Origin of the sequence: Flavobacterium sp. (genome assembly GCF_046293665.1) — a bacterium.
Classification (GTDB): Bacteria; Bacteroidota; Bacteroidia; order Flavobacteriales; family Flavobacteriaceae; genus Flavobacterium.
On the sequence record NZ_JBKBOL010000003.1, the window covers coordinates 262,062 to 274,919 of the forward strand.

9 protein-coding genes, 1 other RNA gene and 1 pseudogene are annotated in these 12,858 nt (G+C 36.7%); 4 read left to right on the plus strand and 7 right to left on the minus strand.

The features are described 5' to 3' along the window. Positions 1-2,377: pseudogene (locus ACK4R1_RS07515) on the minus strand (hypothetical protein); the annotation flags it as partial. 623 nt (positions 2,378-3,000) lie between these two features. Here ACK4R1_RS07515 and ACK4R1_RS07520 point away from each other — a divergent pair. The 3 genes from ACK4R1_RS07520 to ACK4R1_RS07530 are packed head-to-tail and all read left to right on the plus strand — an operon-like array spanning position 3,001 to position 6,522. Beyond that, entirely contained in the window at positions 3,001-3,486 is a 486-nt protein-coding gene (locus ACK4R1_RS07520; protein ID WP_409685312.1) for a SixA phosphatase family protein, read from the plus strand. A 1-nt stretch (position 3,487) separates the two neighbouring features. Beyond that, the gene (gene ppk1 / locus ACK4R1_RS07525; protein ID WP_409685315.1) at positions 3,488-5,626 is read left to right on the plus strand and encodes a polyphosphate kinase 1; all 2,139 of its coding nucleotides are present in this window, start codon (positions 3,488-3,490) and stop codon (positions 5,624-5,626) included. 5 nt (positions 5,627-5,631) lie between these two features. Next, positions 5,632-6,522, plus strand: a complete 891-nt coding sequence (locus ACK4R1_RS07530; RefSeq protein ID WP_409685318.1) for an exopolyphosphatase — start codon at positions 5,632-5,634, stop codon at positions 6,520-6,522. Here the strand turns inward: ACK4R1_RS07530 and ACK4R1_RS07535 are convergent. Next, the gene (locus ACK4R1_RS07535; protein WP_409685321.1) at positions 6,519-7,175 is read right to left on the minus strand and encodes a DNA polymerase III subunit gamma/tau; all 657 of its coding nucleotides are present in this window, start codon (positions 7,173-7,175) and stop codon (positions 6,519-6,521) included. The two genes, ACK4R1_RS07530 and ACK4R1_RS07535, sit on opposite strands and share 4 nt — an antisense overlap. Positions 7,176-7,234: 59 nt before the next feature. Beyond that, complete coding sequence (dnaX, locus tag ACK4R1_RS07540) at positions 7,235-8,317, minus strand: DNA polymerase III subunit gamma/tau (RefSeq protein WP_409685324.1); 1,083 nt, start codon at positions 8,315-8,317, stop codon at positions 7,235-7,237. Between the two features lie 114 nt (positions 8,318-8,431). On the opposite strand from dnaX, the gene rnpB reads away from it, so the two are divergent. After that, positions 8,432-8,776, plus strand: an RNA gene (gene rnpB / locus ACK4R1_RS07545) — RNase P RNA component class A. Between the two features lie 339 nt (positions 8,777-9,115). Here rnpB and ACK4R1_RS07550 read toward each other — a convergent pair. The 4 genes from ACK4R1_RS07550 to ACK4R1_RS07565 form a co-directional block, all read right to left on the minus strand. After that, the gene (locus ACK4R1_RS07550; protein ID WP_409685326.1) at positions 9,116-9,805 is read right to left on the minus strand and encodes a response regulator transcription factor; all 690 of its coding nucleotides are present in this window, start codon (positions 9,803-9,805) and stop codon (positions 9,116-9,118) included. 3 nt (positions 9,806-9,808) lie between these two features. Then, complete coding sequence (locus ACK4R1_RS07555; RefSeq protein ID WP_409685329.1) at positions 9,809-11,167, minus strand: sensor histidine kinase; 1,359 nt, start codon at positions 11,165-11,167, stop codon at positions 9,809-9,811. A gap of 246 nt (positions 11,168-11,413) precedes the next feature. After that, positions 11,414-11,998, minus strand: a complete 585-nt coding sequence (gene rsmD / locus ACK4R1_RS07560) for a 16S rRNA (guanine(966)-N(2))-methyltransferase RsmD (protein ID WP_409685332.1) — start codon at positions 11,996-11,998, stop codon at positions 11,414-11,416. Further along, on the minus strand, positions 11,995-12,807 hold the full coding sequence (locus tag ACK4R1_RS07565; RefSeq protein WP_409685335.1) for a DUF3822 family protein: 813 nt from the start codon (positions 12,805-12,807) through the stop codon (positions 11,995-11,997). Before ACK4R1_RS07565 ends, rsmD begins: the two co-directional genes overlap by 4 nt. Between the last annotated feature and the right edge of the window lie 51 nt (positions 12,808-12,858).

The window sequence follows — 12,858 nt, forward strand, 5'->3', positions numbered from 1 at the left end:
AACCGGCACAAGCACCATTAGTAGTTACATCATTAAAAGTTAAGGTAGCACCAGAACCACAAGCATCCGTTGCAGTAGCTTGAGCAAACTCAGGCGTAGCCGGACAATTGATGGTTGAAGTTGCCGGTAAAGCTGCAATAACCGGAGCAGTTGTATCAGTTACATTAATGGTTTGTGAAGCAGTAGAAGCATTTCCACAAGCATCAGTAGCGGTCCAAGTTCTAGTTACAGAATACGAACCGGCACAAGCACCATTAGTAGTTACATCATTAAAAGTTAAGGTAGCACCAGAACCACAAGCATCCGTTGCAGTAGCTTGAGCAAACTCAGGCGTAGCCGGACAATTGATGGTTGAAGTTGCCGGTAAAGCTGCAATAACCGGAGCAGTTGTATCAGTTACATTAATGGTTTGTGAAGCAGTAGAAGCATTTCCACAAGCATCAGTAGCGGTCCAAGTTCTGGTTACAGAATACGAACCGGCACAAGCACCATTAGTGGTTACATCATTAAAGGTTAAAGAAGCAACTGTTCCACAGTTGTCAGTAGCTGTTGCAGTTGCAAACTCAGGCGTTGCAGGACAGCTAATAGTTGAAGTAGCTGGTAAAGCTGCAATAACCGGAGCAGTTGTATCATTAATAGATATTGTTCTCGAAACAGAAGCCAAAGGTCTTCCACAAGAATCTGTAGCAGTCCAAGTTTCAGTCACTAAACCATTACATGAACCACCAGTAGTAGTTGAGAATGTTGATGGATTAGAAATACCATTAATTAGACATCCTCCACTTAAACCATTAGTAAAAGGTAGGGTTGATGCTGAAGGTAAAGATCCACATGCTACAGCTATATTAGCAGGAGCAGTCATTGTTGGTAATGCCGCCGGACTAACTGTTATTGTTCTTGAAACCGGAGCTAATGCTCTACCACAGGAATCAGTTGCTGTCCAAGTCTCAGTTACGGTTCCACCACAGTTATCTGGGGTTGTAGTAAAAGTAGATGGATTAGAATTACCACTAATTAAACATCCACCACTTAATCCATTGGTAAAAGATATTGTTGAGGGTGCAGGTAATGAACCACAAGATACAGTTATATTAGCAGGCGCAGTCATTGTTGGTAATGCTGCCGGACTAACTGTTATTGTTCTTGAAACCGGAGCTAATGCTCTACCACAAGAATCAGTTGCTGTCCAAGTTTCTGTTACGGTGCCTCCACATGCTGAGGGAGCTGTAGTAAAAGTAGATGGATTAGAAGTACCACTAATTAAACATCCACCACTTAATCCATTAGTGAATGAAAGTGTAGATGGCGCAGGTAATGATCCACAAGCTACCGTTAAAGCTGCCGGAGCAGTCATTGTTGGAAGCGCAGCCGGACTTACAGTTATTATTCTAGATTTTGTTATTGTTCTTCCAAAAGCATCTGTAAACGACCATGTTTCAGTTACAGTTCCTCCACATGCACCTGCTGGTGTTTGAGTACTCAGAGTTGAAGTTACAGATCCACTAATTAAACAAGAACCCGAAGCACTATTAGTGTAGCTGAGTGAACTTGTTGTTGCACTTCCACAAGGAACGGTAATATTATTTGTATTTGCAAATACAGCCACAGGTGCTGTTGTTGATCCAACGACTCTTGTTTTTGTAATTGAGCAACCATTAGCATCTGTGATTAATACAGAATAAGTTCCAGGTACTAATCCGGTAAGATCTTGATTGTTTTGTTGTCCTACAGGAACGACACCCCCACCGGTAGCAGACCAAGAGTATGTATATGGAGCAGTACCAAATAAAGGAGTCAAATCAAGAGCTCCGGTCGCTGAACCACATTGTGAATCAGTGGCAACAAATTCTCCATTCACACCACCATTAACCGTTATTGCTGGTAACTTTCCACATTTTGGTGAAATATCATTTGGATCTAGTGGACAAACTGCTCCCGGAGAAGCTGAAGTCCAAGCCAAAAATAAATTTGTAATTCTTAAGATATCACCGCAATTGTAGGTAACCGTATTATAACTTAATGTAGTTATAGTATTTGGAGGTAACGGACCATTACAACCGCTAATTGGTGTACTGGATATCAATAGACCAGTCGTTCCACTATATACTTCCAAATTTCCCCAGAAGCCAAAAGACGTTCTTAAGGAACCTGTTGTATTGTTGATAGACAGGGTCAATGTCCTGGTTATTGTAGTGGCTGTTGGACACGAGTTGCAAAGGTCACCACCCGATAGGGTAGCACCAACTAGCGTCAAATCACCAGAAGTACAAGATGTATTTGCTGGTGGAAATGTTTGCGCAATCGAGGCTGATATACTTAGTAAACTAAATATCAAAAAGGCAAACAATTTTTTTGAAATAGTAATTTTTGATTTCATACAATTAAATTTAGTAGAATAATTTATTGAAAAATTGGCATTTCGGGCTTGAAGTGAGAATGTAGGCATATTGAAGATATAATATTTTGGGTTATACTATTGAGTGCTAAATTATAGACATTGCAACAACAGACTCAATTTTCTCTACAAACAACTTGAAAACTCGATTAAATGTCACTTTTCTTGCATTTTTTTCAGTTTAGAATCGTGTGTTTTCGTTTTTTTACATAAATTTTAGACATTGCATTTGGGGTTTTAGGGTTATTTTTTTCAGTTTAATTATTGTTTAACAGTTCGAAAGTAGATTGTTTTTTTTAATCCACCAAAAAAAATATCGATAAAATGCATAAAAACATGGTTAAAGTGTAATAATTAACATAATTATAAAGTTAAAGACTACAAAAAATAATTAACATAGTATTGTTTATAATTTTTTTATTGATTTAACATTTATTTATAAAAAGGAATAATTGCTATATTTTTTTTCTTTCAGTAACACAAGCACAATGAGTTTGTTAAATACTCTTCACTGTAGGTTTTTAAAAATTCAGGTAAAATAAAAGTTTAGTATAAGCTTTAAAAACTTAAATTTATACATTCAAAACAATCAGCAAAATTTAATCATGAAACAATTAATATTGGTCAGACATGCAAAATCAAGTTGGGATGCACCACTTCATGATTTTGATAGACCACTTACAAGCAGAGGCATTCAAGATGCTCATCTGGTTTCTTCAAATATAAGCAGTCATCTTCCAAAAACTTTTTTAGTATGGAGTAGCGCAGCCAAGCGTGCCGCTGAAACCGCTATTATTTTTGCTCAAAACCTGTCATTTCCCATAGAAAGTATTCTTTTTAAAAATGAATTATACACATTTGATGAGAGAAAATTAGAACAAATCATAAAATCATGCTCCAATGAATATGATCATTTGATTGTTTTCGGACATAATGAGGCTATTACAAATTTTGTCAATAAATTTGGAGATGTAATTATTGATAATGTTTCCACTTCCGGTTTTGTTAATATTGTATTTGACACTTTAAATTGGAATAGCATCGAAAGAGGTACTACAAAAAAAGTTGTTTTCCCGAGAGATTTAAAATAGTATGAGCACAGAAAATAGTTTTCGATATATAGACAGAGAAAAAAGTTGGTTGGCATTCAACGCCAGAGTATTACAAGAAGCAGCCGATGAAGCTGTTCCATTATTAGAAAGACTAAGGTTTATCGGTATTTTTTCTAATAATTTAGATGAATTTTTTCGCGTGCGATTTGCTGCTGTCCGTCGTTTAAGTCTATCCGGTGTTTCAGGAGAAAAGATATTGGGCGGAATTTCAGCACAACAACTCGTTAAAGAGATCACTGATATTGTAATCAAACAACAAGCTGAAAGTTTGAGAGTGCTTACCAAAATTGAGCAAGAACTTGTCAAACAAAACATTATCATTATCAATGAAAATGAAGTTTTAGGAGAGCACGAAAATTTTGTCAAAGATTTTTTTATTCAAAAGGTCAGTCCCGAATTGGTTACCATAATTCTTAATGACTTGGCAGAATTTCCTCTGTTAAAAGACGCTTCGGGTTATTTGGCTATTAAATTGGTAATGAAAGTTGAGCAAAAAACAAAAATGCTCGGTTGGGTCAAACCAAAACCCGAAATTAGATATGCTATTATTGAAATTCCGAAAACCACTAACAGAATTGTAGAGCTTCCAGCCAAAGATGGAAAACAATATCTGATGTTGTTGGATGATGTTATTCGTTATAATTTGAGCAGCATCTTCAATATTTTCGACTATGAAAGCATCTCAGCACACATGATTAAAATCACCCGTGATGCACAGCTCGATATTGATAGCGACATGAGCAAAAGTATGCTCGAGAAAATAGCCTCTTCCGTAAAAGATCGAAGAATAGGTGAACCGGTGCGTTTTGTTTATGATCAGTCCATCGATAAAGACACGCTGAAATTCTTCTTAAACAAACTCGAAATTGAAAAGTCGGATGGCATAATTCCCGGCGGAAGATACCACAACCGTCGCGACTATATGAACTTCCCAAACTTAGGGAGATTTGATTTGTTGTACCAACCTAAAGCACCACTTCCGGTAGAAGGTTTGTCGCTCGATGGTAGTATTTTGAATAAAATTGCCAAAAAAGATTACTTGATTAACGCACCGTTTCAGTCGTTTTCTTATTTGATTAAATTCCTTCGCGAAGCCGCATTGGATCCTAAAGTGACCAACATTAAAATCACTTTATACCGTTTGGCCAAAAATTCTCAAATCATCAGTTCACTGATCAATGCTGCTAAAAACGGAAAGAAAGTTACGGTTCAAATTGAACTCCAAGCCCGATTTGATGAAGCCAGCAATATTTCCTATGCTGAACAAATGCAACAGGAAGGAATCGAATTGATTTTTGGAATCAAAGGTTTAAAAGTGCATAGTAAAATCTGCGTCATCGATAGAGTAGAAGATGGAAAAGTGAAGCGTTATGGCTTTATTTCAACCGGAAATTTCAACGAAACTACGGCCAAGATTTACACCGATTTGACTTTATTTACCAGTCACCAACAAATATTAAAGGACGTTTCAAAAATATTCGATTTCTTTGATGTCAATTATCGAATTCACCGATACAAACACCTGATTGTTTCACCTCATTATACACGATCCAAGTTTTATAAATTAATTGACCGCGAAATCAATAATGCCATAACCGGCCGTCCAGCTTATATCAATTTGAAAATGAACAGTCTGTCGGATTATGCAATGATTGATAAATTATATGAAGCAAGCAATGCCGGTGTAAAAATAAAATTGCAAGTCCGCGGTATTTGTTCGTTAATTCCCGGTGTGAAAGGCATGAGTGAAAATATTGAAGCCATTAGTATAGTAGATTATCTTTTGGAACATACGCGTTCGTATATTTTTTGCAATGACGACAATCCGGAAGTTTATATTTCTTCTGCCGATTTTATGACCAGAAACCTTGATGGTCGTGTAGAAGTTACCTGTCCGATTTATGACGAAGAGATTAAAAAGCAGATTATCGATACCTTTAATGTAGGTTGGAAAGGAAATGTAAAAGCCCGATTCCATTCTGAAAAATTCGAGAACAAATACAGAGTTCGCAAAGATGGGGAAGCAATTTTCCGTGCCCAATTTGAAACCTATAATTACTATCGTGACCGATTGGATTTTTGTGAAATCAAAACAAATAAACAAAGCAATAAGTTATAAAGCGAATGATATCCATTAAAAAATATGCAGCCATTGATATTGGTTCCAATGCCATGCGATTGCTCATTACCAATATTGTTGAACAAAAAGACAAAGAAACGCAATTCAATAAAAGTGCCTTGATTCGGGTGCCCATTCGTCTAGGGCAAGATGCTTTTACCGTAGGCGAAATTTCAGAAGATAATATTGATAGAATGGTGGATGCCATGAAAGCATTCAAACTGTTGATGAAAGTATACAAAGTCGAAAAATATAAAGCCTGCGCCACTTCAGCCATGCGCGAAGCTTACAATGGGAAAGAAGTTGCAAACACCATTCGTGAAAAATGCGACATTGATATTGATATTATCGATGGTAAAATTGAAGCTACCATCATCGCTTCATCCGATTTACATAGTTTCCTCAAAACAGATCAAACCTATTTATATGTAGATGTTGGTGGCGGAAGTACCGAATTTTCCTTGTTTAGTGATGGTAAAATGGTCGCGTCCAAATCTTTTAAAATTGGTACCGTTCGCATGCTGAACAATATGGTAAGTGATATCGTTTGGGAAGAAATCGAAAAATGGATTAAAGCCAACACCGAAGAATATGAGAATGTAATCCTCATCGGTTCAGGTGGAAATATTAATAAATTATTCAAATTGTCAGGCAAAATGCAAGACAAACCGTTGTCGTATCTATACTTAAATTCGCAATACCAATACTTGAATTCGCTGACTTACGAACAAAGAATCGCCGAATTAGCTTTAAACACCGACCGTGCCGACGTAATCATTCCGGCCACGCGAGTGTATTTGAATGCGATGAAATGGAGTGGTGCGCGTCAATTGTTTGTGCCGAAAATCGGTTTAGCGGATGGCATTGTAAAAGCGATGTATCAGGAAACGATTTAAACATCCAAATCAAACATCTTTTTCAACAATTCCAAATTTGGGTTGATTTCCACCAAACGGTTGTATTTGTCTTGGTTGGTAAACGCTCTTTTGACCACTAAAGTTTCATTCACTTTTACCGTAATTTGAATGTCATGGTTGTGTAGTTTGCCACGCAAATAACCCAAAAGTTCAGGCTTTTCTTTTTCAAAATCTATTTTCGAACTCTCATTCGGCAATTCGTGAATGATAGTCGTTCCCTCAAGAATCGGGTCGTTTATGGTCAATAACGAAGCAATAATGCGATACCCTTTGTCTTCCATGCGTTGGGCATATTTCAACCATTGTTCCAACATTTCAGTTTCGGTAAATGGTTCGCTCGGCAAATGCACCGTGTCTTTTACAACCGATTTCTGAGCTTCAGCCATTTCTTTTTTAGCACGAATACTGGCTAGCGATAAAGCGGAAACTTTGGTTGTAGGTTGTGAGTTATCAGTTGTCGGTTGTCGGTTGTCAGTTGTTGGTTGTTCTACGTTCTGTATTGTGCTTTCTGAATTCTCAACAACTTCTGCTTTCTGCATTTTGCTTTCTGCATTCTGAACTATTTCTGCGTTCTGCGTTGTGCTTTCTGCCTTCTCCTCTAATGCAGGAGTTTCCACATTTTGTACTTCCAACTTCGTACTTTGTACTTCCGTAATGGAATAACTATTATGGCGATAATACGTCGGTGGAATTATAAAGTCAGCTTTTTTTTTTCTCCATCAAAAGTGATAGAGCTTATTTGCATCAGCGTGAGTTCAACCAACAAGCGTTGGTTTTGCGAAACTTTGTATTTTAAATCACAATCATTCGCCAGGTCAATTCCTTTTAAAAGAAATTCTTGGGAAACTTTTTGCGCTTGTTGTCCGTAAAGTTGTTGTGCCGATTCACCCATTTCGAGTAAAGAAAGTGTCGCCGGATTTTTGGCTACCAATAAATCTCTGAAATGCGAGGCTAAACCTGCTATAAAATGATGTCCGTCAAAACCTTTCGCCAAAATATCATTGTAAGCCAATAAGACTTCCGGAATTTTATTTTCCAAAATCAAATCGGTCATATTGATATAGGTCTCGTAATCCAGCACATTTAAGTTCTCTGTTACAGCTTGACGCGTCAAATTGTTACCACAAAACGAAACCACACGGTCAAAAATGGACAAAGCGTCACGCATCGCACCATCGGCTTTTTGGGCAATGATATGCAAAGCATCGTCTTCAAATTGTACACCTTGACTGGTAGCTACTTCGGCTAAATGTTCTTTAGCATCTTTAACCGTAATTCGCTTAAAGTCGAAAATCTGACAACGCGATAATATCGTCGGAATGATTTTGTGTTTTTCGGTCGTGGCCAAAATGAATATGGCGTGCTTAGGTGGTTCTTCCAGTGTTTTCAGAAAAGCATTGAATGCAGCCGAAGACAACATGTGCACCTCGTCAATGATATACACTTTATATTGTCCGGTTTGTGGCGGGATCCTAACTTGGTCAATTAGATTTCGAATATCATCCACCGAGTTGTTTGACGCAGCATCTAATTCGAATACATTAAAAGCAAAATCCTCAAACGGATCGTCATAGCCGGGTTGGTTAATCTTGCGGGCCAAAATACGCGCACAAGTCGTTTTTCCAACACCTCTTGGTCCGGTAAACAATAGGGCAGAAGCCAAGTGATTGTTTTCTATGGCATTCAATAAAGTGTTGGTAATAGCTTGTTGTCCAACAACGTCTTTAAACGTTTGCGGACGGTACTTTCGGGCTGATACTACAAATTGTTCCATAGAAAAATAGTGTTCACAAATATAGATTGAATAATTACGAATTCCAAATTACGAATTACGATAAATGTATCAATTTTTAATTCGTAATTCTAAATTCGTAATTCCTATCTTTGCACCGCAGACCGCCTTATCGTTCCGATTTATCGGGAAGGAAAGTCCGGACACCACAGAGTAGCATAGCGGGTAACGCCCGTCGTCTCGTCTTTTGGGATGAGAAAGGACAAGTGCAACAGAAAGTATGTACAGGTAAGGCTGTAGTGAAACCAGGTAAACTCTATGCGGTGAAATTCCAAGTATATCGGCTCCCGATAGCTATCGGGAAAGGGTTACTCGCCCGTTGTCGAAGGGTAGGAAGCTCGAGCCAATGAGCAATTATTGGCCTAGATAAATGATAAGGGTTTCGTCCCGATAGCTATCGGGATTGAGATACAGAATCCGGCTTATAGGTCTGCTTTTTTTCAATGAAACTCAACTTTGAATTTTTTTCAAAGTTGTTAGTTGAATTGATCCCGATGCCAATCGGGATTCTAAGTTAGAAAATCTGTTTGACTTTAAACTCAACTTTGAATTTTTTTCAAAGTTGTTAGTTGAATTGATCCCGATGCCAATCGGGATTAGTGAAAGAAAATAGATATTACATCAAACTCAACTTTGAATTTTTTTTCAAAGTTGTTAGTTGATTTGATCCCGATGCCAATCGGGATTAGTGAAAGAAAATAGATATTACATCAAACTCAACTTTGAATTTTTTTCAAAGTTGTTAGTTAAATTGATCCCAATGTAAATCGGGATTTTCGATTAAGATTTTACCTTAAACTCTAACCCAATACTTCTCACACTTTCGATAGAGATATTGGTGTCTTCAGCAAAATACTTTCGAAGTTTACTGATGTAAACATCCATACTTCTTCCGGAGAAATAGTCGTCAGTTTTCCAAACAGCTTGTAATATTTGGTCGCGTTTGAGCAATTGGTTTTTATTTTGGTACAAATAAGTAATCAAAGCAGCATCTCTTTCGGTAAGTTGCTGGACTTTATTTCCCAATTTTAATTCCAACCTATAAGTATGAAAAATATATTTTCCAATTAGAATCTCATTAACATTGGGTTTGACAAAAGCATCTTTGGAAGTTCTCTTTAATATATTGTGCAACCGCAAAACCAACTCGTCAGCTTCAAAAGGTTTGATGATATAGTCATCGGCACCCAATTTTAATCCTTTGATTTTGTCTTCGCTTTGGTTTCGGGCGGTTAGGAATAAAAATGGAACATCAGGATTGTGATTTACGCACTTTTCGGCTAAAGTAAAGCCATCCATCTTAGGCATCATTACATCAAAAATACAAATGTCAAAAGTTTCTTTTTGGAAAATTTGCCATGCTTCTTCGCCATCTTTGGCCCAATACACTTCAAATTGATGCATCTCTAAATATTGTTTCAATACATGAGCAAAATCAATATCGTCTTCGGCTAAAAGAATTTTTTTCATAAACTAAACTGCTGGAATACTTAAGGTAAATGAAGCGCCTTTGCCCAAATCACTTACTACTTTTACTGAACCTTGGTGCGCTTTGATAATTTGGTCAACATAATATAATCCGAGTCCAAGACCTTTTGTATTGTGCACATTGCCTTGTTCGACACGGTAGAATTTTTCAAAAAGCAATGGTTGTTTGGTTTTAGCAATGCCAATCCCATCATCTTGTATGCTGATGTTAAATTGGTCCTGTTCTTGAGAAGTCACGATGGTAATATTTTGACAACCATATTTTACCGCATTTTCCAAAACATTATTAATCGCCGTGGTCAAATGGAATTTATCTAAATTCAATACGGTGTCATTTGCCTTAAAATCAAGCAGAATTTGAACGTTTGGATAAGCTAAATTGAAATCGGCAATAATAGTTTGTAATAAAGTAGTCGTTTTTACCTTTTCTTTTTGCAATTCAATTTCTTCAAAACCAAGCGAATTACTCATCACTTGATCGATGATGTTTTGTAAACGAATATTTTGACGATTTACTGTATCGAGAACTGCATTAAAAATGGCTTCGTTTTCTTTTACGTTATCTCGCGCTAACATTTTGGTCGAAACACTCAATGTAGTTAACGGCGTTTTCAATTCATGGGTAATGTTGTTGATGAAATCGGTTTTGACATCGCTTACTTTTTTTTGCTGAATCAAAGCTTTGATGGCGATAACAAATAAGGTTACCAAAACCAACATCGATAAAATAGACAATATCAATATCGTAGTCATTCGGCCTAAAATGATTTGTTCCCAATTGGCTACCGAAACATACAAGCAATCTTCGGTCAGTAATTTATAGTTGTCATTTTTAAAACCACTGGTTGTTCCAACATAATTCCGAACCGGAAAGGCATTGTCCAACGAAGCCAAATCGCCATAAATAACATTTTGAATAGTTGGTTCATCAGAGAAAATGGTATCGGTTTTCGTAGCATTGTCAAAGACAATAAATTTATTGATAACCACCGCAAAATTAATTTCGTTCTCCGGAAATTCTTTTTTTAGTTTTTGTCTGAAATGATCGGTCAGTACTTTGTTGTACTGGTTGGTAACTAAATCGGTCTTGATTTGATTTCGGTACTTTTTGTCGTGGATAAATTTCTCTAAAACCCTTTTGTACAATAAATCTTTGTTCAAAAACACGCTCGAGTCAAGCTCGGTGTAATTGTTAGTGATGTTCCCGATTTTGTCTTTAACTTCATCGTGAAACTGCTCTACTTTATAATCATAAGTAGTTTTAACCAAATAGATTTGAATAGCGCAAAGCACCAACAATACTAATGTTGACAATCCGATTAATAAATTTATTTTTCGTTTCATAAGTTCATAAAGGCTTTTCAAAATTAAGAGAATTATGGTGAAATAAAACTTTTAACCGTGCATTAACCTCCAATTAACTTTCACTCCAAAAAATTAGAAACAATTTTGTGGCCAATAAAAACCATAAAAATGCACAAAATCGTTCTTTTGTTAGCTTTATTAATCGCTCAATTTGCTTTGGGATAAAACAGGAAACAGTGTTCTTAGAGAAAAATAGGGATAAAAATTCGGGAAGGATTAAGTAAGCTAGCTCTCGTCTTCATCTTCAACATCGTCTGATTCTTCATCAATACCTTCGAATTCAAAGAAAGTAAACACCGAACCGCCATAGTTTTTTTGGAACGAATAATTCGCCATGTGGTTTAATTTGGTGTATTTTGAATGTTCAACTATGAGCATTCCTTCTTCGTCGAGTAATTCTCTTTCAAAAATCAGTTCAATGATTTGCTCGAATTCTTTTTGGGACATGCCATAAGGCGGATCGGCAAAGATAATGTCGTAATTGCCTTTGTGTTTTTCTAAAAACTTGAAGACATCGCTTTTAATCGCAGTAATATCGAAGCCGAATTCTTTCGCCGTTTTTTTGATGAAATTCACACAACCCATATCGCCATCAACGCACAAAATAGGCGAACAACCACGCGAAGCAAACTCGTAACTAATACTTCCGGTTCCGGCAAAAAGTTCTAAAATTTTGAGTTCCGAAAAGTTAAAATGATTGTTCAATACGTTGAATAGCGCTTCCTTACTCATGTCAGTCGTAGGACGAACGGGAAGGTTTTTAGGTGGTGCTATTCTTCGACCTTTGTATTTGCCCGAGATAATTCTCATGAGTGTAAAAGTATAAAGTGCTCGCGGTTTTCGGTTTCGGTGAATTGATTTTGCATCGAACTCACATCAAACAACGAAACGTTGCGCACATATTTATAAGCGATGTCGTAAAGCGCATCGTCTTCGGTAATTTTGCCTAACAATTCCAATTTAAAATGTTCCGGATTCAAATGCAATTGCTCGGCAGTGAATAGAATGTAGTAAATAAAATCTTCAGCAGTTTTATAATCAAACGTATTGAAAAGTTGTAATTTCTGATTTTGAACTATCACAATTTCAAAATGACTGTCGCATACATGCACAAACATCTTACGTTCTTCATTGTTTCGGGAAACTTCGAGTAACTTTTGAACCAAGATACTATTGGCGTGTTTGTAATCAAAAGTGCCAAATTGATCAATAAAGTAATTATTCATGTTCACATACGGAATGTAAACGTTGTTCATTTCGTAGTTCGCCAATTCGTCAAACGCAAAAAAATCAGTTTCAAAAACCTTGGTGTTAAACTGCAAATAGCTGCCTAAGTATTCTTCGTCAAACAAAGCTGTCGGCACAAACGTTGATAAATTATTACTGTGAACAATCACAATATCATCATAACCGGCTTTGAGTTCGGGATTCGTTTGAAAAGCTTCACCAAACAAATCTTCAATTTTAGAAGTCACATTGACTTTACCCATCGAAATGGTTTTGACTGCCAAAGGTTTATTCAGAATAGTATCAAACGTCACAAATGACAAACCATTCAAGGAAACCTGAATCGCCAATTTTCGATAAGTTTTATCTGTAACGCTGGTGTTTTGGTACATAATGCTTCGGTTGAAACGAACTTGGCAAACTTACAAATTTATACTGAACTT

What these genes read in the sequence shown, in the direction of transcription:
- ACK4R1_RS07530 (WP_409685318.1), top strand. Translation starts at nt 5,632, where the DNA reads ATGATATCCATTAAAAAATATGCAGCCATTGATATTGGTTCCAATGCC.
- dnaX (WP_409685324.1), bottom strand. Translation starts at nt 8,317, where the DNA reads ATGGAACAATTTGTAGTATCAGCCCGAAAGTACCGTCCGCAAACGTTT.
- ACK4R1_RS07555 (WP_409685329.1), bottom strand. Translation starts at nt 11,167, where the DNA reads ATGAAACGAAAAATAAATTTATTAATCGGATTGTCAACATTAGTATTG.
- ACK4R1_RS07550 (WP_409685326.1), bottom strand. Translation starts at nt 9,805, where the DNA reads ATGAAAAAAATTCTTTTAGCCGAAGACGATATTGATTTTGCTCATGTA.
- ppk1 (WP_409685315.1), top strand. Translation starts at nt 3,488, where the DNA reads ATGAGCACAGAAAATAGTTTTCGATATATAGACAGAGAAAAAAGTTGG.
- rsmD (WP_409685332.1), bottom strand. Translation starts at nt 11,998, where the DNA reads ATGAGAATTATCTCGGGCAAATACAAAGGTCGAAGAATAGCACCACCT.
- ACK4R1_RS07565 (WP_409685335.1), bottom strand. Translation starts at nt 12,807, where the DNA reads ATGTACCAAAACACCAGCGTTACAGATAAAACTTATCGAAAATTGGCG.
- ACK4R1_RS07520 (WP_409685312.1), top strand. Translation starts at nt 3,001, where the DNA reads ATGAAACAATTAATATTGGTCAGACATGCAAAATCAAGTTGGGATGCA.